The sequence below is a fragment of the Leptolyngbya sp. AN02str genome (genome assembly GCF_050565595.1).
Classification (GTDB): Bacteria; Cyanobacteriota; Cyanobacteriia; order Elainellales; family Elainellaceae; genus Kaiparowitsia.
Window position 1 is genome coordinate 14,700 of the sequence record NZ_JBNXVR010000055.1, and the last position, 23,830, is coordinate 38,529.

At 49.2% G+C, this 23,830-nt stretch carries 21 protein-coding genes; 13 read left to right on the top strand and 8 right to left on the bottom strand.

Annotation, left to right across the window (positions count from 1 at the left end):
• Nucleotides 1–57: 57 nt before the first annotated feature.
• The 4 genes from ACQ4M4_RS26085 to ACQ4M4_RS26100 all read right to left on the bottom strand — a co-directional run bounded on the left by ACQ4M4_RS26085 (nucleotide 58) and on the right by ACQ4M4_RS26100 (nucleotide 3,666).
• Nucleotides 58–822, bottom strand: a complete 765-nt coding sequence (locus ACQ4M4_RS26085; RefSeq protein ID WP_430687407.1) for a hypothetical protein — start codon at nucleotides 820–822, stop codon at nucleotides 58–60.
• A gap of 19 nt (nucleotides 823–841) precedes the next feature.
• Nucleotides 842–2,050 carry a DUF4336 domain-containing protein gene (locus ACQ4M4_RS26090; RefSeq protein WP_430687408.1) on the bottom strand — a complete coding sequence of 403 codons (1,209 nt, stop codon included), beginning with the start codon at nucleotides 2,048–2,050 and terminating at the stop codon, nucleotides 842–844.
• A 141-nt stretch (nucleotides 2,051–2,191) separates the two neighbouring features.
• The gene (locus tag ACQ4M4_RS26095; RefSeq protein ID WP_430687409.1) at nucleotides 2,192–2,755 is read right to left on the bottom strand and encodes a non-canonical purine NTP pyrophosphatase; all 564 of its coding nucleotides are present in this window, start codon (nucleotides 2,753–2,755) and stop codon (nucleotides 2,192–2,194) included.
• A gap of 2 nt (nucleotides 2,756–2,757) precedes the next feature.
• Nucleotides 2,758–3,666, bottom strand: coding sequence for an AAA family ATPase (locus ACQ4M4_RS26100; protein WP_430687410.1), 909 nt, complete (start codon nucleotides 3,664–3,666; stop codon nucleotides 2,758–2,760).
• Between the two features lie 298 nt (nucleotides 3,667–3,964).
• On the opposite strand from ACQ4M4_RS26100, the gene ACQ4M4_RS26105 reads away from it, so the two are divergent.
• From ACQ4M4_RS26105 to ACQ4M4_RS26130, 6 genes are all read left to right on the top strand, one after another.
• On the top strand, nucleotides 3,965–4,459 hold the full coding sequence (locus ACQ4M4_RS26105) for a DUF427 domain-containing protein (protein ID WP_430687411.1): 495 nt from the start codon (nucleotides 3,965–3,967) through the stop codon (nucleotides 4,457–4,459).
• 324 nt (nucleotides 4,460–4,783) lie between these two features.
• Nucleotides 4,784–6,064, top strand: a complete 1,281-nt coding sequence (locus ACQ4M4_RS26110; RefSeq protein WP_430687412.1) for a Glu/Leu/Phe/Val family dehydrogenase — start codon at nucleotides 4,784–4,786, stop codon at nucleotides 6,062–6,064.
• Between the two features lie 352 nt (nucleotides 6,065–6,416).
• A complete protein-coding gene (locus tag ACQ4M4_RS26115) occupies nucleotides 6,417–6,848 on the top strand; it encodes a hypothetical protein (protein WP_430687413.1) in 432 nt (143 codons plus the stop codon).
• A 213-nt stretch (nucleotides 6,849–7,061) separates the two neighbouring features.
• A complete protein-coding gene (locus tag ACQ4M4_RS26120) occupies nucleotides 7,062–7,508 on the top strand; it encodes a hypothetical protein (protein WP_430687414.1) in 447 nt (148 codons plus the stop codon).
• Between the two features lie 14 nt (nucleotides 7,509–7,522).
• Nucleotides 7,523–9,517 (top strand): NACHT domain-containing protein, encoded by a 1,995-nt coding sequence (locus ACQ4M4_RS26125; RefSeq protein ID WP_430687415.1) that lies wholly within the window; start codon nucleotides 7,523–7,525, stop codon nucleotides 9,515–9,517.
• Nucleotides 9,510–13,235, top strand: coding sequence for a WD40 repeat domain-containing protein (locus ACQ4M4_RS26130; protein WP_430687416.1), 3,726 nt, complete (start codon nucleotides 9,510–9,512; stop codon nucleotides 13,233–13,235). Before ACQ4M4_RS26125 ends, ACQ4M4_RS26130 begins: the two co-directional genes overlap by 8 nt.
• 39 nt (nucleotides 13,236–13,274) lie before the next feature.
• Here the strand turns inward: ACQ4M4_RS26130 and ACQ4M4_RS26135 are convergent, their stop codons facing one another.
• Nucleotides 13,275–14,234, bottom strand: coding sequence for an MvdC/MvdD family ATP grasp protein (locus tag ACQ4M4_RS26135; protein WP_430687417.1), 960 nt, complete (start codon nucleotides 14,232–14,234; stop codon nucleotides 13,275–13,277).
• 42 nt (nucleotides 14,235–14,276) lie between these two features.
• Nucleotides 14,277–14,657 (bottom strand): hypothetical protein, encoded by a 381-nt coding sequence (locus ACQ4M4_RS26140; protein ID WP_430687418.1) that lies wholly within the window; start codon nucleotides 14,655–14,657, stop codon nucleotides 14,277–14,279.
• 756 nt (nucleotides 14,658–15,413) lie between these two features.
• Here ACQ4M4_RS26140 and ACQ4M4_RS26145 point away from each other — a divergent pair.
• The 6 genes from ACQ4M4_RS26145 to ACQ4M4_RS26170 all read left to right on the top strand — a co-directional run bounded on the left by ACQ4M4_RS26145 (nucleotide 15,414) and on the right by ACQ4M4_RS26170 (nucleotide 21,121).
• Complete coding sequence (locus ACQ4M4_RS26145) at nucleotides 15,414–15,734, top strand: hypothetical protein (RefSeq protein ID WP_430687419.1); 321 nt, start codon at nucleotides 15,414–15,416, stop codon at nucleotides 15,732–15,734.
• Nucleotides 15,695–15,985, top strand: coding sequence for a lysozyme (locus ACQ4M4_RS26150; RefSeq protein ID WP_430687427.1), 291 nt, complete (start codon nucleotides 15,695–15,697; stop codon nucleotides 15,983–15,985). The genes ACQ4M4_RS26145 and ACQ4M4_RS26150 overlap by 40 nt, the downstream gene beginning before the upstream one ends.
• Nucleotides 15,986–16,282: a peptidoglycan-binding domain-containing protein gene (locus ACQ4M4_RS26155; RefSeq protein ID WP_430687420.1), complete on the top strand. Its 297-nt coding sequence runs from the start codon at nucleotides 15,986–15,988 to the stop codon at nucleotides 16,280–16,282.
• Between the two features lie 25 nt (nucleotides 16,283–16,307).
• Entirely contained in the window at nucleotides 16,308–17,285 is a 978-nt protein-coding gene (locus ACQ4M4_RS26160; protein ID WP_430687421.1) for a peptidoglycan-binding protein, read from the top strand.
• Between the two features lie 165 nt (nucleotides 17,286–17,450).
• Nucleotides 17,451–19,562: a caspase family protein gene (locus tag ACQ4M4_RS26165; RefSeq protein WP_430687422.1), complete on the top strand. Its 2,112-nt coding sequence runs from the start codon at nucleotides 17,451–17,453 to the stop codon at nucleotides 19,560–19,562.
• A 113-nt stretch (nucleotides 19,563–19,675) separates the two neighbouring features.
• Entirely contained in the window at nucleotides 19,676–21,121 is a 1,446-nt protein-coding gene (locus ACQ4M4_RS26170; protein WP_430687423.1) for an esterase/lipase family protein, read from the top strand.
• On the opposite strand, the gene ACQ4M4_RS26175 is transcribed toward ACQ4M4_RS26170, so the two are convergent.
• The gene (locus ACQ4M4_RS26175; protein ID WP_430687424.1) at nucleotides 21,098–21,280 is read right to left on the bottom strand and encodes a hypothetical protein; all 183 of its coding nucleotides are present in this window, start codon (nucleotides 21,278–21,280) and stop codon (nucleotides 21,098–21,100) included. The genes ACQ4M4_RS26170 and ACQ4M4_RS26175 overlap by 24 nt on opposite strands.
• 220 nt (nucleotides 21,281–21,500) lie before the next feature.
• Between ACQ4M4_RS26175 and ACQ4M4_RS26180 the strand changes: the two genes are divergently transcribed.
• On the top strand, nucleotides 21,501–22,331 hold the full coding sequence (locus ACQ4M4_RS26180; RefSeq protein ID WP_430687425.1) for a hypothetical protein: 831 nt from the start codon (nucleotides 21,501–21,503) through the stop codon (nucleotides 22,329–22,331).
• Between the two features lie 200 nt (nucleotides 22,332–22,531).
• Here the strand turns inward: ACQ4M4_RS26180 and ACQ4M4_RS26185 are convergent, their stop codons facing one another.
• A complete protein-coding gene (locus ACQ4M4_RS26185) occupies nucleotides 22,532–23,626 on the bottom strand; it encodes a CHAT domain-containing protein (protein WP_430687426.1) in 1,095 nt (364 codons plus the stop codon).
• Nucleotides 23,627–23,830 lie beyond the last annotated feature (204 nt).

Consider the following 23,830-nt stretch of genomic DNA (forward strand, 5'->3'; position numbering starts at 1 on the left):
CCAATTACTTTTCGGCAGTCGTTGAGCATTTGGTTCATTAGATTAATGTTGTAATCGTCATCGATTATCCTTCATCTTCTTAAGTACGCTGAGTAATCGCTGAGCACAAGTCTTCGCTAAGTCTGGTGTTGCACATTCACTTGCTAACACACGTTCGACCTTAACTCCTTCATGCAAAAGCATGGTAGTCCGATCATGTGCCTCTGCGGGAGTTTCATGATGAACAGTATCTCCGTCAACCTCAACCACCATCATGAGACCGTCTTTTACCAAAAAAAAGTCTGGTTCAATTCGCTTGTAATCAACTCCACCTCGCACAAAGACTGGTAGTGGAGCGAAGGAGACTCCCCTAGCTTTCAGAGCTTGATAAAGGTAAATTTCTGGCTGAGATCGAAACAAGAGTCCATCACAATCTCTTCCTGCAACGTTATCCGAACGTACTCGCCCCTGATTTGTGATACCTTTTCCTGCAATCCAGTCTTTTGCCCGCTCACGCCAGTCGTTAGAACCATTAACTTCAACAAAAATTGAAACATCCTCAATAAATTGATTCTCCGCAGATCGTGCGACTTCCTGTGAAGTATTCAGGATATTCTTCTCGTACAGTTGCCGATGCTTCCATACTTGGTAGAACAGATCGCTCCGCAATACGATTTTGATTGTGAAGCCATATCCATTCCATCTGTCACAGCTGGTTTGCTCCAATGTTGCCTGACCGTTGGCAAGAATTGATACTTCTGCTGCACTGCCATCTCTAGCAAGCAAGCGTGCAACAGTTGCTAGAAGCGGGTCTGGATTGTCAACGTATTGAAATAAATCCATCTGGTAAAGTGCCTAACATTTACACCTTTTCTCGCTCAGGTGGTGTGATGCCCCGACGAGTTAGCCCTTCATTCAACTCCTGCAAGAATTCAAAATCCTGTTGCGGCAGTGTGTCGCTGACGAGAGGAAACTTTTCTAGAAAGGCAAAGGCTTGGCGAAACTGCCGCCAGTCGGCCTGCACGGGTGCATCCAAATGGCAGGGAACAATGCGCTGAAAGTCCCAGCCTGCAACCGAAGTTGCCCAATCCAATGTTTCCTGTGGTGCTCGATTCAAAATCAGCTTTTGCAGTACGGGAGCGACAAACAAGCGTCCGCCAGAGTGCAGCGCTTGAAACGAGGCTTCCCAATTGGGCTTCCACTTGAAGGGAAAGAAGCCGAAATAGCCTTTGCGAGAGCGATCGCTCGCCGTTTTGGCATTGCGCAGCACATCCCCAAACTGCACCACATCCAGCACACTAGGCCGAAAGAAAAAAGCAAACAGCGCAATTCGGTGCCAGCCCTTGCGACGATTGGCGGGCGTATCGTCTACAACCTGATCCGCAGAATCTTTGGCATGGAACAGTAGCGGATAAGGATCGAGCTGCACCACCGCAGGCGGATCGTTGGGAATGGACACCACCGAATCGGTCACCAGCAGCGTGCGCGATCGCCGATGGAACAGCGCCACCTCCTCAAACTTGCCCAAACCCAAGCCAATTGGCCCCAGCACCGCATAGTCAAACTCATTGGCAAAGGGGGCATCTTTGGGATCTGCTGGGATGGGCTGGGTGCGTCCCAGCGGAAAGCCTAGCCAGCTCAGCGGCAAATTGAGCGGAAAGCTCCACTGGCTAGGGGCCACATACACCTGCGCCTGGGGAAAGTGCCGCGCAAACGGCCCCACAAAGACCTTATGCTCCAATCCCGATGCCGTCGGCAAGATGATGTACTTGACCGGGCCATGCTTCGCTTCCAAATCGCGCATCAACCGAATGCACCCCACCGTGGGCGCTACCGGAGCGTAGACCAACAAGCCGCCTGCCTCTAGCCGCACAATCGTCATGCGAATGGGCACCACCACATAGAAAATGCCCTGCACCTGGTCAATCGTCCAAATGGTGTCTTTTACCACTTCTTGCAAGAGCGATCGCCGCTGACCATAGGGATAAATCGGAAACAGCGGCCACAGCTTCCACGACCAATCCTTTGCATTGATTGCGAATGGCGATGTTGATTGACCCTGTGTGTCCACGTTCGTAACCGCTCCCCGTTCCATGCATGTAGTGTTCAGGACTTGCGCACTGTGTAGCGTCCTGGAGGTTTCGGCTATTTTCGTCAGGTTAGCCCCAACGAAAACAGCCGTTGGTCAGTTCTATTGGCAATTCCCTCATTATCAGAGGCGAACCGGGATCTGTGCAATTGCCGTTTCCCGTTTTAGCAACGCCTCAAAGGCCAGCCGCCGCACCGAGTGGGGATCTTTTTCATCGGGTGTCATTTCTGCCAGGGTTTTGGTGCAGCCTTCGGGAATGAAAATCGTCTCCCAGCTAAACCCGCTGCCCCGAGGTTCTGGCGCAATGCTGCCCACCACCATGCCAATGTAAATGTTGATCGTTTCGTCGTCACACGTTGCCAGCACCGTTTTGGCCCGCGCACTGCGTACCGGAAACTGCTGCATCATTTCACAAAAGCCGCGATCGCCCACCCGCTGCATAAACCACTTCACCAGCGCCCCCGGCATCCCATTCCATGCATCCACATACAAACCCGTATCATCTACCAATACCGGACGCTTCAGGGCTGCATTTGCATGCTTCACCTTGTGAACTGCCACCTCTTCTACATCAATGGATTGCAGCTCTGGCAGGTCTAGCCCAAAGTGTTTCATTTTTCTGCCGAGATAGCGCTCCGCCTCGGCCAGCTTGTGACGAGAGTGGGTGACGAAAAGGAAATCGTGCATCGTTAAGGAATTGGGACTGACCTGAGCAGGCGATCGACAATCATCTTGGCTTTGCGTCCGCCACTGGGAATGAGACGGTGTGCCAGCACATAGGGGGCCAAAAACTTCACATCATCGGGAATGGCGTAGTCTCGGCCATCCAAAAAGGCCAGCGACTGGGCAGCCCGATGCAGGGCCACCGTACCCCGAGGACTCACCCCCAAAATGATGTCTTCATCCTGGCGAGTGGCTCGCACTAAATCCAGAATATACTGCTGGAGGTGCGTTTCCACCGTAACCGTTGCACAAAGTTGGCGCAATTTCTGCACATCTTCTAGCGAAATGCAGGGCTGTAGCTCATTCACCGAAATGCCCTGGCCCAACTGCTGCAACATTTGCAACTCTTCTGCTTCGCTGGGGTAGCCCAGGCTCAGCGATAGGGCAAAGCGATCCATCTGGGCTTCTGGTAGGGGAAATGTGCCCTGATATTCCACCGGGTTTTGTGTGGCAATCACAAAAAATGGGCGAGGCACCTGGCGCGATACGCCATCGACCGTAACCTGCTGCTCTTCCATCACCTCTAGCAAAGCCGATTGGGTGCGGGGTGTGGCGCGGTTAATTTCATCTGCCAGCAGCACATTGCTAAACACAGGCCCCGGCATAAATTCAAACTCACCCGATCGCGGATTCCAAATATTCGTTCCGGTAATGTCGGTTGGTAGTAGATCGGGCGTGCATTGAATGCGCTGAAACTGCCCCTTGATCGATCGCGCCAATGACTTTGCCAGTAGGGTTTTACCCACACCAGGAACATCTTCTAGCAGGGCGTGCCCCCCCGAAAACAGCGCAACCAGTACCAGCTTGATGGCATCCGACTTGCCAACAACGGTCTGCCCCAAGTTTTGCACCAGTTGCTCAATGGTATCTCGCATGGCGATCGCCCTTTCTCCCACAATCCATCAAAAATCTATCTGCTCCATCATGACAAGAATTCCCCAGATGTGCCCGTTTAGGCTCAGTGCAGAGATTTGTTTTTCCGCCCACAACACCGTGGCACCAAATCCCTAGCACCCAAAAACGCCAACCTCCCCGCATGGCGGACAACTCACCGCCGCCCCAACCCCATCGGTCAATGGAGGACGATAAAGGGCGATAGAAATCGGGCGATAGAATTAAGACTGAACCTAAACCCAAAATCCAAAACCCAAAATCCGAAATTGGAGACCTCGCGTGAGAGCAAACCGCACTCCCCCCGCTCCCGGCCAAGAATCTGTATGGGATTACCCCCGTCCACCTCGGCTAGAACCTGTCACCCAACCGATTCAAATTGTGTTGAACGGGGTAACCATTGCCGATACCCATCGCGCCATGCGCGTGCTCGAAACCAGCCACCCCCCCGTTTACTACATTCCACCCGACGATATTCAAATGCAATATTTGGTGGCATCGCCGCGCTCTAGCTTTTGCGAATGGAAGGGAATGGCAGGTTATTGCACCGTTACAGTGGGCGATCGCACCCTAACCGATGTGGCCTGGTATTATCCTGAGCCAACCCCCAGCTTTGCCCCCATCAAAGACTACGTTGCGTTCTACGCAGGGCCCATGGATGCTTGCTATGTGGGTGGCGAAAAAGTAACCCCCCAACCCGGCGGCTTCTATGGCGGGTGGATTACCTCCAACATTGTGGGGCCATTTAAGGGCGAACCCGGCACCTGGGGCTGGTAAGGCTCTAAACGCATCCCATCCAATGTTCTGCATTTGCACTCCAACCTCCAATTTTGGGAGACTTTCGACCCAGTTTGTCATTTACAGTCCCCCAAAATTGGGGAATTTAGAGAGCGATTCGGGTCACAACTGGCACTTTGCAAACATCCTTCAACCCGTTGCGCGGCGGAGTTACACAACGGTTTAGGTAGAAGGGCTAATCATCGAGAAAATGAAGACTTCTTAAAAAAGTAGCGAAATATACAGTTTGGCGGGCACCATGAACATAAGCGGGTCAGGATATCGCTTCAATCTAACGCCTGACTCTGAGGAGAATCTATGTCCATGTCGTCACTGTTGTCTGATGCGAACCAGCGGCTCGAAAAAGCACTCCGCTATGTCACCATCGACGAGGATGTTGCCACTCGACTGCACTATCCCAAAGCCAGTCTCATGGTTTCAATTCCAGTTCGCATGGATAATGGCTCGCTGAGGGTGTTTCAGGGTTACCGGGTTCGCTACGACGATAGCCGTGGCCCCACAAAGGGCGGAGTTCGGTTTCATCCCAGCGTTTCGATGGATGAAGTGCAGTCCTTGGCGTTTTGGATGACGTTTAAGTGTGCCGTGTTGAACTTACCTTTTGGAGGCGCGAAGGGCGGCATTACCCTCAATCCCAAAGAGTTATCGAAGTTTGAACTGGAGCGGCTGACGCGAGGTTATGTAGATGCGATCGCCGACTTTATTGGGCCAGATATCGATATTCCTGCGCCTGATGTGTACACCAACCAAATGGTGATGGGCTGGATGATGGATCAGTACAGTATCATTCAGCGCAAGATTACTCCAGCGGTAGTGACGGGAAAGCCCATCAGCATGGGTGGCAGCCTGGGGCGCGAAACGGCCACCGCCATGGGAGCCTTCTTTGTGATGCAGCGAGCGTTGCCTCAGTTGGGGCAATCGCCACAGGATACCACCGTTGCCGTACAAGGATTTGGCAATGCCGGAGCTATCATTGCCGAGTTGCTTTACCACGCGGGCTACAAGGTGGTGGCCGTAAGCGACTCCAAAGGCGGAATCTACGCCCCACAAGGATTAGATATTCCCAGCGTTCGACATATCAAAGAAGCAAATCGGCAGCTCAAGGCCGTGTACTGTGCCGCCTCGGTTTGCAACGATGTGGAGCACGACGTTATTACCAATGAGCAGTTGTTGGAACTGGATGTGGATGTGCTGGTACCCGCTGCTTTGGAAAACCAAATCACCGCTGAAAATGCCGATCGCATCAAAGCTAAATACATTTTTGAAGTCGCCAATGGCCCCATCACGTCTAGTGCCGATACCATGCTGGAAGAGCGCGGCATTGAGGTGTTTCCCGATATTTTGGTCAATGCGGGAGGGGTGACAGTGAGCTACTTTGAGTGGGTGCAAAACCGCAGTGGCTTCTATTGGCCGTTGGAAGAAGTCAACAACCGTTTGGAAAAATCGATGACGGTCGAAACTGAGAATATTTGGGCGATCGCCAGAGATCTCAAAGTTTCCCTGCGCACTGCCGCCTATGTTCATGCCCTCAACCGTCTGGATGCTGCAATCAAAGCAAAAGGCACTCGAGATTACTATATGAATTAATCCCTGTTAACAGCAGTTCTAAATCAGCTGATGCACTCAGTTTTGCGTGCGCGTTGCGCACACAAAACTGAGCTTTTCCAAAGGTCACGCAATGTGCGACCTTTGGAAAAGCCCTTAACCCGAACTGACGTTAACTAACTTCGCCTAACGTGCAATCAAGGCGCAAGATTTTGTTGATCACATTCAGAATAAAGCTAGTACAATTGCACTAAAGAAGTCACCTCAGGGCAGTGCGCCAACACGTACCCTGAAACTTCTCTTGCACACAAAAAGTCGCCTCAGGGCAGTGCGCCAACACGTACCCTGAGACTTCCCCGCTAGTTGAATCCCCAACTCACGGAGCACATTCATCATGCCAAAAAATACTCGTGCTGGTACATTCCAGCAGGAACATCTTGTTCTGTCTACGCTCAGTGCGATCGCACTTCTCTTGTCTCCTGGCTTCACACTGGCGGGTGCATCTCAATCGCTTCATCGGGGCTGCACAGGAAGCATCAATGCCGGGGTGCGCATTAGTCGCCCCCAACTCAGCCAACTGATTCAATTGCCCCAATCCAGTTCAATGGACTGGGTATGGCACATTTTGAGCGATCGCCCCTCAGGACAAGTCCTTGAGCATCGCATCTACTGCCAAATGACATCGATTTCCACTCCTGAAGGGCAAGTGCTCCAGCGCTTGGCTGTTCCGATGAGCTGGGACCCCGAACATTGGATTGTCATTCTCACTCACAAGAATCAGTTTGTTGGCATTGACTTTAGTTTCAACCACGGCTACCCGCAGTAGCGCGAATTGGCAGGGTGCTCTACCACGTTTGACAACATCCATTCCTACACAGATGTGGAGCTATAGAGGCGCGATCGCACATCTATCACTTAGCGGCGACTTCCTCGGATTCCATATCTGTAGAAGCTTCTGAGTTGTTAAATCATTGCTAGGCGTTGAGGACTTTGGAGGTTTTTGTGCGACAACTGAAAATAAGCTTTCTGAGTTGGCTTTATGGATGTCGCACTGATTGTGAGTTTGCTCTCTCCGTTTATGCCCAAACTGCTGGAGTTGGGAGGGCAGGCTGCGGCCAACATCACCGATGTGGTGTCAGAAAAGGTGGGAGAAGCCGCTTGGGAAAAAGCACAGCAAGTTTGGAAGAAGCTTCGCCCCAAGGTAGAGGAAAACCCTGACCTGAAGGTGGCGACTGAGCAGTTAGCCACAAAGCCCGATAGCACAGCCCGTCAGGCGGTTTTCCAGGAAGAGTTGGAGACAGTGCTGACTGAAAACCCCGATTTGGCAGCGGCGATCGCCCAAATCCTCCAAACCGATGCATCGAATCGCATTCCCAGCGCTCAAATTATCCAAACGGTGACGGGCAACCAAAACCAGATAATTGGCCAGATGACGGGTGGCAAGGTGTTTGGCACCGTGCAGGGCAATGTAACGATCGATGAATAAGGAAATAACACTGGATGGCTGAGGCTTCACCACCAACGGATGATTCTCCCAATATTCAGCAGAGTGTACAGGGCGATCGCAATCAAGTGATTGGGCAGATGCTAGGCGGCATCGTAATCAACCAACTGACCATCCATGACCGAGTTCCAGTTGTAGCCACTCCAAACTCCATCTCTATAGCACCATCTCTCACCCAGCAAGAGTACCGCCAACGGCAAGTTCTGTTGAATAAGGTCAAAGACTACTGGGTTGAAGGTGTCCTCAAAACTTCCCTCCACACTAAAGCGATAATCGAACTGGGGCTGCACACACGACCAGACCTAGTGCAACGGCCGTTTCAAAACGCGGCTGAATTCTCTGACATCGCTGTACAACCCCTCCCGGATGGAACCTCTGCTACCACCACCTTTGAACAAATGGGGCAGGGACGAACCCTCCTGATTTTAGGTAAACCGGGCTCCGGCAAAACCGTCACTCTCTTGAAACTAGCGGAAGACTTGATCGCTCGTACCGAGCAAGATATTAGACAACCAATTCCAGTAGTGTTCAACCTATCATCCTGGGCGAGAAAACAACAAGCGATCGAGAAATGGCTAGTACAAGAACTTTCGGAAAAATATCAAGTTTCCAAAACGCTTGGAAAAGCCTGGGTAGAAACAGAAGCCATAGTCGTATTACTGGATGGTCTGGATGAGGTCAAAGCTGAGCATAGAAATGCCTGTGTCCATGCCCTCAATCAGTTTATTCAAACTCACGGACTAACCGAATTAACCGTTTGCTGCCGAATTCAAGATTACCAAGCTCTAACGGAGCGTTTGAAGCTACGCAACGCGATCTATATTCAACCCCTGACACTGGAACAAATTCAACACTATTTAGATCGAGTAGGGCCTCAACTAGCAGGCTTAAAAACAATGTTGCAACAAGACGAAAAATTACGGGAACTGGCGACATCCCCATTGATCATCAGCGTTATGAGCTTGGCATACCAGGATTGCACTTTAGAAGAATTCTATAAAACTAACATAGCAAACGAGCTATATCATCACCTATTCGATACCTATGTCGAAAGAATGTTTCAGCGCCGAGGAACTCTGCAACGATACACCAAGGAACAAGCTCAGTATTGGCTGATTTGGCTAGCTCAGCAAATGTCCCGCACCTCTCAAACAGTATTCCTCATTGAGAGATTTCAACCTGATTGGTTGGAGAATCAAACAGAAAAAATAGCCTATCACTTCGGCTTATTCATCATAAGTGGGCTAATGATGGCAATCATGTTTGGGTTGTTTTTTGGACTAAGCTATAGCGTTATTGACGGAGTAACAGCGGGGCTAGTTTTTGGTAGCATTTTCGGCTTTGTTTTGGGTTTATATGGAGACATCATCAAACCCATTGAAACTCTTAAATGGTCTTGGAAGCCAGCCATAAAGAGCCTAGTTGTTTGGCTAATTGTTGGCTTAATCGCTGGATTCGCTGGAGGACTAATATACAGCTTCATTACTCAAGACTGGTATCTTCCTTGGGCGATTTTAGGATTAACAGATGGATTCATTGGCGGAGTCATTCTGGGGATAGGGGGTGGACTAAATGGACTAGAAATTGAATCCAAAGTACTACCTAATCAAGGAATTCGCCGATCGATTACAAATTCAATCGTGTTTGTTCTTGTGGGTGGCTGTATCGGCGTTTTCGTCGGTGGTCTTGTCAGACTATTTGGTCAACAATCAGAAGTCATTCATCAGTTAGCAGTCCTTCATGGATTAAGCAACGGAGTAATCGTCGGGTTTATCAGTGGCGGTGGAAGAGCTTGTTTACAACATCTCACCCTACGCTTAGTCTTCTGGTACAACAAGAAAATCCCCTGGAACTATGCCCAATTTCTCAATTACTGCACCGATCGCCTCTTCCTCCAAAAAGTCGGTGGTGGCTATATCTTTGTCCATCGAATGCTGTTGGAACATTTTGCGGCAATGCCATTAAAGCAGGAGAAACGCCTGGATGCCTGACCCATTCCCCCCATCTCAGGAAGATACGTCCCTTCAGCAAACAACAACGGGCGATCGCAACCAAACTATCGGTCAAGTTTTGGCTGGAGGAACGGTTGTCTATGTCAGCGGTGGGCAGGTTATTTTCAATCCAACCTCGACGACAGCACAAGCCAAACAAGACACTAGCACCAAGATTGGCCCAAATCCCTACAAAGGGTTGCTGGCATTTCATGAAACGGATAGCGGCTATTACTTTGGGCGATCGCGCGAAGTTCAGATTCTTTGGGACAAGTGGCGAACATTAGGGGAACAAAGCGAAGTCATCCGGCTACTGCCGATTTATGGTGCGTCAGGGTCGGGTAAATCGTCCTTGATGAGGGCAGGGCTGATTCCAGAACTGGATAAGCACCCATTGCCAGGACGCGATCGCGCCCGGGTCGCCATCCTCAAACCGGGAACAGATCCAGTGCAAGCGCTGGCCGCCATCCTGGCACGAATCGCCGAGAATGATCTGACACCCGTGAAAAAGACGCGCGAGTTTGCCGAAGAACTGAGGTTGGCAACCAGCGAGGGAAAGTACGATGGGCTGCACCGAATTGCTAGCCTACTTCCCGACATTGCAACATTTCCGCTCGTTGTCGCGGTTGACCAGTTTGAAGAGGTTTACTCCCTCTGCAAGGATTCGCAAACCCGCAATACCTTCATCGCAAACCTACTGCATGCTGCGGGCGATCGCGCCCGGTATGTATCGGTAATGCTAACCATGCGGAGTGACTTTCTGGGTGAAAACCAGAAATATCCAGAGCTAGACCATGTGTTCTCCAAGCAGGGCTTTTTGGTGCCTGCGATGGATAATGCCGAGTTGGAAGAAGCGATCGCCAAACCTGCCGAACTGGCGGGCCATCCTCTAGATGCAGCAACGGTTGATCTGTTGCTAAAGGATACCGAGGGTCGGGAAGGCGCACTGCCATTGCTTCAGTTTGCGTTGGATCGCATTTGGGAAGGCTTGCGGCAGGGGGTAGAACCAGCAGTCACATTGGAGCAGATTGGTGGAGTTGGCGGTGCCCTGGCCGGAGAAGCTCAGCGAATCTATGACAGCCTTAGCTCTGATGAACAGGCGATCGCCCGTCGTCTATTTCTGGGATTGGTGCAACTGGGAGAGGGCAGCAAAGACACTCGTCGTCGTGCTTTGTTCGATAGTTTAGTGTCCTATCAAGACCAGCCAGAACAGGTGAAAAGGGTGATTGGCTTATTTGCTTCCCCTGGTGTACGGCTCATTACCCTTTCTGCCAATGGCAACACCGAAACCGCTGAAGTGACCCATGAGGCACTGTTTGGGCACTGGCAGCAGTTGCAGAGTTGGCTAGAAGGTAGCCGTACCGATATCCGGTTTCAACGTCGGTTGGATGAAGCGGCTCGCCACTGGGATGCACAGGGGCAGCCAGAGGGATTGCTGTGGCGTCCACCGGATTTGGATGTTCTCAGAAGCTTTTACCAACGAACGGGTGAAGAGCTAACCCCACTCCAGTTATCTTTCTTTCAAACTTCAGAGGATTTTGAAATTCGCAGAGAGCGGGAAAAGAAACAGCAACGGCGGCGGGTCGTGTTCATGTTAAGCACAGGGTTAGTGTTGCTCTCTGGATTCTCGGTTGCCATGGCAGGACTCGCTCGGTTTGCCTTGAATAAAGCAGATGAAAGCGAATTACGAGAGCAGGCGGCGATCGTGCTGAACTGGTTACCTACCGCAAAGGCAACCGAGGGATTGATTTTGGCAATTGATGCCGTTGACCGCAGTCAAGAATTAGCGCCGAATGTCTTCAATACCGCTAGGTCTAGCCTCCTTAGTGCTGTTGAGCAGGCGAGGGAGGAAACCCTGTATCAACACGAAGATGCTGTTTATTCAGTCGCGTTTGGACCCGATGATGAAACCATTGTGAGTAGTAGTGGCGACGGCACGATTCGTCTTTGGACCTTGCAGGGAAGCCCAATCGGGCAACCTTTTCGGGCAAATCAGGAACGAGTACGGTCAATCGAAGTGAGTCGTGACGGACGGTATATTGTAAGCGGCAGTGATGATGGAACAGTCCGCCTATGGAATCTGCAAGGTCGTCCAATTGGTAGTCCTTTGAAGGGCCAGCAAGGAGACGTTCGCTCAGTTGCTCTCAGTCCAAACGGTCAGCAGATTGTGAGTGCGGGCAATGATGGCAAAGTGTATCTCTGGAATCTACAAGGACAATTAATCAAACAGCCGTTTCAGGCACATACAGGAAAAGTTTACTCGGTTGCCTTCAGTCCAAATGGACAGACTATTGCCAGTGCGGGGGAAGATGGCACCTTTCGTTTATGGGATTTACAGGGCCGTTCAATTGGGCAACCGTTCCGTGGTCACCAAAACCGTGTTTTGTCGATCGCTTTCAATCAAGATGGAACCCGCATTGTGAGCGGTGGTGAGGACGGAACGATTCGGTTATGGGATTTGCAGGGTAGAGAAATTGTCCAGCCCTTGCAGGGACATGAAGATTATGTCTGGTTCGTTACCTTTAGCCCAGATGGAACAACAATCGCCAGTGCCGGGCAGGACGGGACCATTCGTTTATGGGATCAATCAGGCAATTCAATCGGTTCACCACTACAGGGTCACGGTGGACCAGTGTATTCAGTTCAGTTCAGCACTAATGGCAAGCGCCTGATTAGTGGAGGGGCAGACGGGACACTGCGACTGTGGGATTTGCAAGTGAATCCGCTTAGTCAAGCGTTTCAAGGTCATACAGGTGCTGTTCTTGCAATTGCCTCCAGTCCTGACGGCAAATTGATTGCGACGGGCAGCCAGGATAAAACCATTCGTCTGTGGGATTTGCAGGGAAACCTTATTAGGCAACCTTTCCAGGGGCACCAAGACTCCGTTTGGTCTGTTGCATTCAGTCCTGATGGGAAATACATTGCCAGCGGAGGTAAAGATAGCGAGATCCGGTTGTGGGATTTGCAGGGAAACTCTGTTGGCGCACCTTTTCAGGGACATCAGAAACCAGTACAAGCAGTTAATTTCAGCCCTGATGGGCAGCAAATCGTTAGCGGTAGCGATGATGGGACAATCCGCTTATGGGATTTACAGGGACGTCCAATCGGTCAGCCCTTTCAAGGGCATCAGAGCGGCATACTCTCGGTTGTGTTTAGTCCCGATGGAAAACGAATTGTTAGTGGTGGGGATGACTGGACAATCCATTTCTGGGACTTAGAGGGACACCCAATCGGTCAACCGATTCAACAAGAGGATGCTGTCCGAGCAATCGCCTTTAGCACTGACGGCGAAATGCTCGTTAGTGGCAGCGACGATGGTACGATACGCCTTTGGAATGCTGAAGGAAACTTAATGGAGCAGCCCTTTCGAGGACACGGTAGCTCAGTCAATGCCGTTGCGTTTAGCCCCGATGATCAGATGATTGTTAGCGGCGGTTCTGATGGCACGGTTCGTTTCTGGGATCTGCAGGGCAACCCCATTGGTCCTGCGCTCGACAAACAGGAAGGGGAAGTTTTTGCTGTTACGTTTAGCCCAGATGGACAATATGTCCTGAGCGGCGGCAGAGATAACGTGGTGAAACGATGGTATGGCTCCTGGCAAGGTTGGCTTCACATCGGTTGTCGTCGAATCAGCCGTCATCCTTTTCTTCGGAATGCAGCCCCCAATATTGATGCAGAAATTATCCAAAACGTTCAAGAAGTCTGTGCAGGAGAGTGATTGACAACTACACAGTTGAACTAGGTCTTGTCCCACATGTCAGGCTCTGCTGACTAATCCAGAAGCAAGATGCTCTGCAAGCGCTCTAGAGATTGGTAGTCCAGCAGAATTCTCAATATAGAGAAATTGACCTGCTGGATTAATTTCGAGAAAAACGTATTCCCCTTCTGGAGTTACTCGCATATCGATCGCCCCATATTCCAACCCAAGGTTGTTCATGAGACTGAGAAGTTTCTGTTCAATGTCAGAGGGCAGCGTGCAGGATTTATAGGCAATACTGCTGTTGAGGCGCACGTCTTCCTCATAAGCTCTGTTCTTAATATCAGCCTCTGCGGCAAAAATTTGAGTGCCAACGATTGTAATGCGTAGATCTGCAACCGCTTCAATATATTTCTGAAAAATCACAGGAGCAAACCGAATATTTTTCTCAAATTCTTTTTCTTCCTGTCTCACTCTTCTGGTTTCACGCCAAATTCCATCGACAGCAACAAACGCTTTAAAAATTACTGTATTATCAGGATATTTCTCCCAAAACTGACGAGCTTCCTCTGGGCTATTGGTCATCAAAGTATCTGGAATGGATAAACCAACCTTCTTTGCCTCAACGAGTTGCCAGGGTTTATGGGAAGCCGCAGCGTCTCGTACAATATTGTTGACCCATAGGGCAGAGCTACATTGCCACATTCCTTGAAACGCCGTATTTGCCTCTGCGAATGCAAAGTCACAGTATATCGGATCAACCATGCTGAGTGGCAATTGAAAAGGTTGAGGACGCCGCCACCACACCGCAGCCACATCTTCTACATTGCAGGCTGCCTCATACAAAGGAGTGAGAGCGAAATGGCATGGATCCTCATTATTGAGATGGATACTAAGATCAAGTTGCATCGGAAACCTGGAAAGATCTAATAGATACTTGTCTTTAACTCCCAATTCAGATAGTTCTTTAATCACAGCCTGGGCATGAACATCTATTAGGGAGGAAATGATTAAAATCATCCCGTTTGCCCTCCAAAAGTGATTTGAGTAATCTTAAAAAAATTATGGTAGCTCATACATGAAATCCTTCAGCGTAGATGTTCTAAAATTTTCTGAGTGCAGAATTTCTAGTTCAGATTGTTCTGCTCGATGGGGGGTAGCAAGAATAAAAGGAGCAGTTTGACTTGCCGATACCTCTATTTGCACTAGAGGCTGTCCCGACCGCTCCTCCAGAATTTGGTACTGTTTGACTGCTTCAAGTGGCAGTTCAATAACTTCCGAATCTTGTATGAGCAGCATGAACATTCCCTCTTTAGCAGAGCGAATTACAGTACCAACTAATGTGACGATTTTGGGTTCCTTCGATTCACTCAGCGTTGGTGACTGTCTCACAAACTGTTCAAAGGGCTGCTTAATGTCGTTATTTGTGGAGTCTGCCGTCACGCTAATGCCTCTTTAAGGAAATAAGGATTGATATGATTAAAGGCTCCTAACGCTGTTTCCTAGGAATACCAGCATGACACTGTAGTTAGCTCAAATTGGTCCTCAGCGCTCTGCCAGTCGTGCCGCTCAGCTAGGTGCCAGAGCTTATTTTATGAATCAATTTCAAACAAGTCGCTTTTTTTATAACTTCTTTAGATTTGGAGTGCTTTCATGGCGTTCTCAACGCTGCTAAACCAGGGTTGCAAGCGACGGTATTGTTGCGGAATTCCATTCTTGCTCACGAAAAAATGCAAGCTATGAAGCTCCATAGTGTGAGCCAAAAGGCCTTTGAAAAGGCGGGGGAAAGGGTAGGGAGTAAAGACAATTAGTTTGGGCGAAGTTGCCGCCTAAAGTGCAGGCGAATGAAGCAGTGACTGGGGTTGCCAATCATCCAGAAGATGAGGATCTCCATACATCGCTTTTGGTGCAGTTGAAGAAGTTGCTAGGAAAGGATCAGGATTGGGCAACAGCGATCGTTCTCGAACGGCTCCTCAGCGTGCTTTGAATGAAGATTGATTACACGCTTTGAATTTTATTGAACGACGCCATCCTGCAGAAGCTTTAGAGTCATGATGAAAAGGAAGATTTTTGTCCGAAATCGTAGCTAAATCGTAGCTAAATTTGCTGAATCTTATCGAGTTGAAAACACTAAACTCCTTAACCTGATTTCTTCGTGCATTCCCCCCGGAACAAGTTGCGATAGGAGGACGCCTTCCCATGGAGCGCATACTCGAAATTTACACAGACGGCAGCCTCTACGAGCTAGAAGACGGACAAGCCATCAAGCGGTTTGAGACGCAGGGAACGGTGGATGCCCTAATTGAGGCGTTGCAGTTTACCCTCGCCACAACGTTTGTGGTTGCCCCCCCAATCAGCCCCAGCCAAATGTTCCAGAACCTCGCGGCGCACGGCGGATCAACCCAGAAGGCTTTAAGCTACTCACAACCTTCGAAGGCTGTGAGCTTAAAGCCTACGACGACGGTGGCGGCGTTTGGACCATTGGCTATGGTCATACCAAAGGGGTTCGCAGAGGAATGACCATCACCCAAGCCCAGGCGGAGGCGTTTTTGCAAGAGGACCTGGAGAAGTTTGAATCCTTTGTAGACGATGCCGTTCAAGTTTCCCTAACGGAGGATCAATTTTCGGCTCTCGTTTGTTTCTGCTTCAATGTGGGGCCAGGGCCAAAAGGCTTTGGCGGGTCAACGTTATTGAAGTTACTTAATCAAGGCGACATTTCAGGGGCTGTGAACCAGTTTCCCGTCTGGAATAAGGTGAAGGGAAAACCCTAGTTGGGCCTCACTCGCCGCCGCCTCGCGGAGCAAGCCTTGTTTCAAAGTCAGCCATGGGAACCATTCATCATCTACCAGGAAACAGCCGATAGAACGCTAAAGCTGACCGATCCGCCCATGCAAGGAGACGATGTTCGTAGCTTGCAAGACGCTCTAAATCGTATTGGCATGAGCATTAAAGCAGACGGTATCTTTGGCGCAAAGACGGATGAAGCTGTTCGGCAGTTTCAACAGCAGCACGGCCTCACTGTAGATGGCAAAGTTGGGTCTAAAACGCGCCGTGTATTGGGTCTGTAATGTAACGAATGAAGGGAAAGTTACGATGGATAACGACAATCTAGAGCTAATGCATGATGAGCAGGATCATGTGCATGAGAACTGCGAAGTCATTAACGAGATTGAGGAAGCTAGCCCTAGAGCTAGTTTTGCTGGCCCCATTCAGGATGCACCAGGATGCGCCACGATGGTGGCAAACACCCTGTCTCAGCAGTGTATCCATGAAGTTAACGTCATTTTGGAAGATGCAACTGGCAGCCATGCTGATCTACTAGTGAGCTTTGATCAACTAAACGTAAACTTAGGGAGCGCTGCATATCCTTATTTACAACCCCCTGCCGTGGCAGCGTTGCAGAGAGCGATTGAGGATCGGGGAAAAACCTTACACGTGAATTCTGCCTACCGAGCACTAGCACAGCAATTTTTACTCTATAGCTGGTGGACCGATGGCACGTGCGATTTTCAGGCAGTCGCTAAACCCGGTGCAAGTTGGCATCAAGCGGGTCTAGCCATTGATGTAGCCGATTATGCCGGTTGGCGACCTTATTTAGAAAAGCAGAGTTGGAAATGGTTTGGCAACGGCGATAAGCCCCATTTCACCTATGTGGGTAGCGGTCGAGTTCCATCGGTAACCGTCCATGGAAAGACCGTTGATGTTCGCAATACGGCAACACTCGCATTTCAGCGGTTGTGGAACCGCAATCAACCCAGTGATCAAATTGCAGAAGATGGCGAGTATGGCCCAACGACTCGAAGCAAGTTGATGCGGTCGCCAGCCAATGGATTTGCGATCGCCCCCTGGGATAAAAAACCGCGAGTTTTACGGCTTTGTCAACCCATGCTAGAAGGCTCAGACGTTGAGAAAATACAACAAGCCTTGGGCATCGGTGCCGATGGCATGTTCGGAAACGATACTAAATCAGCAGTCCAAAAATTCCAGGAAGCAAAGGGTCTGAAGGTGGACGGCGTGGTGGGGCCAAATACCTTGAAAGAACTATTTCCTGAATTGCTAAAGAACAACTAGAAATGCCGAATGAACTAAATCTTGAGTTCTAGTTCGACAGCATTGAACGGTACTTCTGCGCGAAGGGCTCTCTGCTGTTATCGTCTCTCCGCACAGGGAAGTTAGAGAGATTTCCATCGGTCGGCTAAATTTTCAGACTTAATAGGGTATAGAGGGCTTGATGCAATGACGCAAACACCAACGATTTACGCCTTGCTCATTGGGATTGATTACTACAAACCCAACCGGCTCTATCGAAACCTCAAAGGGGCAGTGAGAGATATCAACCTTGTCTACACCTTCCTCAAAGACACGTTGAACGTTCCCGACGCGCACATTCATAAACTGACGTCTCCAAACCAAGACGATACTGCGCTACTAGACGCTCGTTCCGCTCAAGATTTGGTTCCAACCTACGACAATATTGTTCACGCATTTAACTCCATCACGGCAATGGCTCAGCCGGGAGATCAGATATACATTCACTACTCGGGGCATGGGGGACGGGCAGTATCCATCTACCCCTTCAAACAAGAGGCATACGATGAAAGCATCGTACCGATGGATATTAAAGAGAGCCAATATCTCCGAGATGTGGAACTTACGACGCTCCTCAAGCGGATGACCGATAAAGGACTAATCGTGACTGTCGTTCTCGACAGTTGCCACTCAGGAGGAGCGACTCGGGGTGATGCCCAAATTCGCAGCTCTGAGTATCCAGATACGGAGCAGCGGCCCTCAGCCAGCCTGGTTGCAGAACCTGAGGAACTGGAGCGAACCTGGCTGGCGCTTACGCGAGATCGAGTCATCGGAGCGGCTGGGTTGCCACAACCAAGAGACTATGTTTTGCTTGCGGCCTGTCGTCCCAATGAGTTTGCCTATGAATATCCAGTCAACGGCGGTACTCAAAGAAACGGCGCGCTGACCTATTGGATGATCGATACGCTCACCAGCGTTGCAACGAGTGGACAACGTCTAACCTACAAACTGCTGCACGATCGCATTCATGCTCAAATCCAAAGCAAATTTACGCAGCAAACTCCCATGATTTTAGGCGAGAGTCATCGCTTGGTATTTGGGAGCGATCGCTGGTCTACCCCCTTTACAGTTTCAGTGATTAAAGTCATTTCAGAGGAACAGATCACACTGAATGCTGGACTCGCTCAAGGATTAAGCAAGGGAACTCGCTTCTCAATTTATCCCCTCAATACAACCGATTTTACTGAGAAACAGAACCAGGTGGCGATCGTTGAGCTAACCAAAGTGGTCGGATCTGAAGCTACAGCCAGCGTCTTAAAGCCTGAAGACGGAGGCATTCCAGTCACCCGTACACTAGAGCCAGGGGCTCCTGCCATCATGGTGTCTGCCCCAACTCAATTAATCCAACGGGTTCGGTTTACGGATGAGAAGGTTGAAGGCGGCCAGGAGAATGAATTGCCACCAAGCTTGGTCAATCGCCAAAAGGAAGCTCTTGAGAAAGTTCGACAAGCCTTAGGTAACAATGGCTGGATTGTGGAAGAAGGAGAAGGAGAAACAGCCCTCTATCAAGTGGCGATCGATCGAGAGGGAAACTATGAAATCTGTAAAAATCGTCCTATTCCCAACCTCCAACCTTCCCTTTCCATTGATGACCCGACGGCTCCCAAGCGAGTAGTAGAGAGGCTTGTCCACCTAGCAAAGTACCAAGCCGTTGAAAGTTTGGATAACTCAAACTCAAAATTGGCGAGTGAACTTGAGATCGAAGTCCTTACAGAGGATGAGCAGCCCTTTCCTGATCCACAAAACCAAACCGTCAAAGGTGGGGATATTGTTCGCCTTCGGTTAATTAACAAAGGGAGCCAACCACTAAAAATCGCTGTTCTAGATATCGAACCAACGTGGGAAATTTCACAGCTAGAAATTGGTGGTATAGAGGCTCCCTTCTTTCAACTGGAACCGGGACAAATCGATGTCTCGCTTCAGTTCGATGAATTAGAAGATAGCATCTATGGGCGATCGCGGGAAATCTTTAAAGTATTTGCCATCCGAAATGGATTAGCTGATTTTCGATGGCTAACGCTACCACCTCTCGACGAACCCCCAACTCCACGGAAAGCCAATCTAGATGAGGAACTTAGGAAAACGGCTGAAGAAATTGCCTCTAGAAGTGGAAAATCAGAGGAAATGAATCCGTTGAACAGTCTGCTTAAGTTAATCGGTGCTGATCTAGATGATGTTCCAAGCCATACTCGGGCAAAAGTGATTGTCGATCCCAACGAGGATTGGGGGACGAAGCAAGTCCAAGTCTTTATTGAATAGCAATTTAACTACAGGTCTCCAGTGACTTCGTTGTAGAGCAACTTTGACTGACTGGTAACATGCGCTAATGTGCGCAAGACACATCTATCCGAGCTACACAGGGAGATTGAATCATGACAAGCAAGGCCCCCATGAAAGATGTAGTGGTAATTCTTCCCGGTATTTTAGGAAGTGTTTTACAGAAAGATGGGAAAGACTTGTGGGCAGTTTCCGGCAAAGCGGTTTGGCAACTCTTTACAGATACGAGTGAAACCATACGCAATCTAAAGCTAGATCAAGACAGCCCCGATGCTGAACACCTAGATGATGGAATCACTGCCACAAGGTTAATGCAGGATGCCCATCTCATTCCAGGATTTTGGAAGATTGATGGATATACCAGAACAGCACGGCTAATCACCGATCACTTTGATGTCTTTCCCGGCGACATTTACAATGATCCAGATGATAGACCTGCCAATTTCTATCAGTTTCCCTATGACTGGCGACGAGACAACCGCGCAAATGCACGAATCCTAAAGAGGCTGATCGATAAACGGCTCCAATGCTGGCGTGAACACAGTGGAGTTACCGACGCGAAGGTGATTCTGTTGGCACACAGTATGGGTGGGCTGGTTTCTCGTTATTATCTCGAAGTCTTGGACGGGTGGCAGGATAGCCGAGCCCTGTTTACCTTTGGTACGCCCTATCGCGGTTCGCTCAATGCAGTTAACTTCCTGGCCAATGGGTACAAAAAGCTGTTTCTGGATTTGACGGAGGTGATGCGATCGCTCACTTCCATCTATCAGCTTCTACCCATCTACAAAGTCATCAATATCAACGGAGAATATCATCGCATCGCAGAAGTAGACCATCTTCCAAACATAGATAAACTGAAAGCACAGGATGCTCTCAAATTTCATCGAGAAATCGAAGCGGCTGTCGAGCGACATCTCAAGGATGAGCGCTATCTCACATCGTTTACTACGGTTCCAGTTTCTGGCGTGAATCAACCGACGCTTCAGTCTGCCACCTTAACCAATGGAATATTAACTGCTAGCCAAGAATTGCCCGATGTCTTGAAAAACAGAAGTGATTTGGGAGATGGTGACGGTACCGTTCCCAAAGTGTCTGCCATTCCGATTGAGCGATCGCGCGATCTCAACAATTTCTTCATTGCAGAACAGCATGGGTCACTCCAAAACCAAGCTCAGGTATTAGACAGCCTCCTGAATACCCTACGCATGAACCAGTTTGACCTTGCTGATGTGAGGAAAGGGGAGCCTCAGACAGCAATCAGCTTAAGTCTGGACGACTTGTACCTAACAGATGAGCCCATCACAATGCACGCGAAGCTCATTGGCCTGTCAAATTCCACTGCAACCGTGAGAGCAGATCTCGAACCGATTTCTGGAAGCCAAGCTGCCTTGTCTCTTAACTTTACAGAGCAGGAAGACAAATGGACGCTGACGATCGACGATCTGCAACCAGGGTTGTATCGAATACGGGTGAGCACCGAGCACCGCAACGAACAACCTCCAACTCCAGTACACGGTTTATTTGAGGTCGTGAGGAATTGAACTCATCTTTTTGTTGAGGTGGAGTTTCGGAACCGACAAGCGTTTGGCGTAACGGATGGCTAGACAAAACTCATAAAACTGCTGCTTCGTCATAGGGGCGATCGCAAGCAAATTGACCGTCAGTGGAGTACCTTCTGTTTGAATCAGCAGAGTTGTCATCGTTACCGCTCTTGCCGAAGGTAGGAATAAGTCTTGATTTATGCCAATGTTAGCGCTGATAACGAGAGCGATCGCGTCTTCCAGAAAATTCATGCGATCGCCAAGGATGTAGATTCCTTAATTTAGTCTAATTTCCCTTGCGTAGAATTTACGTTAGCTGAACTTTAGACTATACCTGAGAGGAAGCATTTATCCATGGTTTTGATATTTCCAAACTGATATGCCACTATGCAACGACAAATCGGTCGATTATCTCAATTCTTTGGGATACAACTTGATCGCACTTCCCAGAGAAGGCATTACTCCCCTCCATATTTTAGTCACTGATTCAGACACTGAGGTTGCAAGCCTCTACGGTTACATCACCGATCTGCTGGAGGAGCCACTTCCTTTAATGCCACAAGTATTTGAGAATTTACAGGCAGCAACGATCAGTGGGTTACAAACCAATAAACTTGAGTTCAATTTTGGTATTTCCTTTCTCAAAGTTCTGATTTCGGCACTCGGGGGAAAAACTGCCGGAATTGAAGCGGCTTTTGGTGATGCGTCTTCCATTGAGTTTGAGTATGAGAACGTTCTGTATGACACAGTGATGCCTGCGTCGGCTTCCCGTTTTCTGCGAACTGCAACCCCCTATGTGGATAGCGACGTATTGACTCACTTTGCAGAAACAAAAAAGGCTTACGTCATCATTGATGTATTAAAATCCAATTCCTTTGGAGTGCGCGCCTATGAAAAAAACGGCAAGGGCATCTCGGTGAACCTGAGTTTGTTGAAAGACATTATTGGGATCGATTCTAAGCTAGTGCTCGAAGAGAATGAAGATTTGAAGATGTCCTATCGTGGGGAAAACCCGCTGGGATTTGGATTCAAAGCCTGCCCCATTTGGATTGACGTTGAGGGAGAATCTCTTAAGTTTCGGCTCAATCCAAACACGAATCAAGAAGTGATGTTTCGAGGCTCAGAACCTGATTCCGAGGCGGCAGATAGTGCTGACGCTGACCTTACGCCTGTGCTGCTAGCCCCTAAACAGTTAATGACGCTGGATTAATTGATAAACGGTCACTAACTTGTTGTTTGGAGGGAACTAGTCGTTAGACGTTAACTGGGCGATCGCGAGCCTTCTACAGTCTGATCCACATAAGATGTTTCATTCGTATCTTCAGGGTTGGAAAACCTTGAATTAGTCTCCATCATTAAGTTCTTCAATTAAATCCAGCGTTTATTCAAATAAACAATCTAAACAGCAAACTAATCTTTTTTCTTCAATACAGGAGTCAAAGATTCGGGAATTCCTGCCAGTTGAATGGCATTGCAGCCCAGCTTGTAAGCAAACTCCACCGATTTTCCGGCCAGCACTGCATCATAAAACCCAACTGAAAACTCGATCGCAGCCTTATCTCCAATTGCCCGCTTCATTCCAATGACGTAAGGAATATGTTGGACGATCGCCGTTGCCTGAGCTTCCGAATAACAGGCATTGAGCACCACACACTCCAGATGTTCTGCAAAATTGGAAAGAAGATTGGCAATCGCCTCACCTGCAACCAGTTTGGATTGTCCCAATTCGTCTTCAAACATGAGTCCTTCTGGCACTGCGCTGGGGCCAGCGATGACCTTCGCTTTCCGTGATTCACCAGAGGCTGGAGACGATTCAGAGCCTGATCCATGGCCTGAAAAGTGAACAATTTGGGGCTTGCAATCCAGCAGCGCTCGGCGTACATCGGTTGCGGTGATGGCCCAGCGTTCCACAAGCACAAAGCGATCGCGATGTTGTGCTCGTTCTAAACCCTGTCGAATTTCTCGTACTTCCTCGTTCAGCCGCAGAGGAGACGTATCCTTTGGGTTCGCCGCCAAAATCAGAATCGTTTTGGTTGGTGGTGCATTAGGAGCATCAGCCGATTTTGAATCATCAATAGAACCAGACATGTTGTAGGTCACATTTCCTCCAGACACTTGGCCTATGACCTGATTCTGATTTCCCGTCACAGTTTGAATGATCTGGGTCGTGGGAGTACCATCCGATGCATCTTCCTGTAGAATTTGGGCGATCGCTGCCGCCAACTTTGGATTTCTTTCAAACATAGACGCCAGTTCTTCCTGAAAGACCTCCCTTCTCCCTTTACTATCTGGCTTGGCAGCAAGTTGCTCAGTCGCCACTTTTAAGTCAGAGTTTTCATCCACATGGGGGGAGAGCTTTCCCCAGATCTTCTGGGCTTTTTCCCAGGCTGCTTCACTCAAGCCATCTGACATCACATCAGTCAGTTTGTCAGCCGTCTGACTGCCCAACTTCAGCAACGCCGGAAGAAAGGGAGAAAGCAATGAGGCTAGCAGGGCAATATCCATGAGGTCTATCCCGTAGAGCAATACCTATAGTTCTGGCACAGATTTCATCTCCCTCTGGAAATTAATGGTAATTTTTTCCTAAGTACAGGACAAAAACTTGCAAAGCTTGAGTAGAAGAGGGTTTCATGAGAATTACCACATTCGTCCATGAAACCCTCATGAATCAGGTTACTCTACTTCGAGATGCGTTGCGTCCCCATCTAG

What these genes read in the sequence shown, in the direction of transcription:
- ACQ4M4_RS26185 (WP_430687426.1), bottom strand. Translation starts at nt 23,626, where the DNA reads ATGGATATTGCCCTGCTAGCCTCATTGCTTTCTCCCTTTCTTCCGGCG.
- ACQ4M4_RS26085 (WP_430687407.1), bottom strand. Translation starts at nt 822, where the DNA reads ATGGATTTATTTCAATACGTTGACAATCCAGACCCGCTTCTAGCAACT.
- ACQ4M4_RS26115 (WP_430687413.1), top strand. Translation starts at nt 6,417, where the DNA reads ATGCCAAAAAATACTCGTGCTGGTACATTCCAGCAGGAACATCTTGTT.
- ACQ4M4_RS26135 (WP_430687417.1), bottom strand. Translation starts at nt 14,234, where the DNA reads ATGATTTTAATCATTTCCTCCCTAATAGATGTTCATGCCCAGGCTGTG.
- ACQ4M4_RS26170 (WP_430687423.1), top strand. Translation starts at nt 19,676, where the DNA reads ATGACAAGCAAGGCCCCCATGAAAGATGTAGTGGTAATTCTTCCCGGT.
- ACQ4M4_RS26120 (WP_430687414.1), top strand. Translation starts at nt 7,062, where the DNA reads ATGGATGTCGCACTGATTGTGAGTTTGCTCTCTCCGTTTATGCCCAAA.
- ACQ4M4_RS26175 (WP_430687424.1), bottom strand. Translation starts at nt 21,280, where the DNA reads ATGACAACTCTGCTGATTCAAACAGAAGGTACTCCACTGACGGTCAAT.
- ACQ4M4_RS26095 (WP_430687409.1), bottom strand. Translation starts at nt 2,755, where the DNA reads ATGCACGATTTCCTTTTCGTCACCCACTCTCGTCACAAGCTGGCCGAG.
- ACQ4M4_RS26165 (WP_430687422.1), top strand. Translation starts at nt 17,451, where the DNA reads ATGACGCAAACACCAACGATTTACGCCTTGCTCATTGGGATTGATTAC.
- ACQ4M4_RS26125 (WP_430687415.1), top strand. Translation starts at nt 7,523, where the DNA reads ATGGCTGAGGCTTCACCACCAACGGATGATTCTCCCAATATTCAGCAG.
- ACQ4M4_RS26130 (WP_430687416.1), top strand. Translation starts at nt 9,510, where the DNA reads ATGCCTGACCCATTCCCCCCATCTCAGGAAGATACGTCCCTTCAGCAA.
- ACQ4M4_RS26100 (WP_430687410.1), bottom strand. Translation starts at nt 3,666, where the DNA reads ATGCGAGATACCATTGAGCAACTGGTGCAAAACTTGGGGCAGACCGTT.
- ACQ4M4_RS26160 (WP_430687421.1), top strand. Translation starts at nt 16,308, where the DNA reads ATGGATAACGACAATCTAGAGCTAATGCATGATGAGCAGGATCATGTG.
- ACQ4M4_RS26110 (WP_430687412.1), top strand. Translation starts at nt 4,784, where the DNA reads ATGTCGTCACTGTTGTCTGATGCGAACCAGCGGCTCGAAAAAGCACTC.
- ACQ4M4_RS26145 (WP_430687419.1), top strand. Translation starts at nt 15,414, where the DNA reads ATGGAGCGCATACTCGAAATTTACACAGACGGCAGCCTCTACGAGCTA.
- ACQ4M4_RS26180 (WP_430687425.1), top strand. Translation starts at nt 21,501, where the DNA reads ATGCCACTATGCAACGACAAATCGGTCGATTATCTCAATTCTTTGGGA.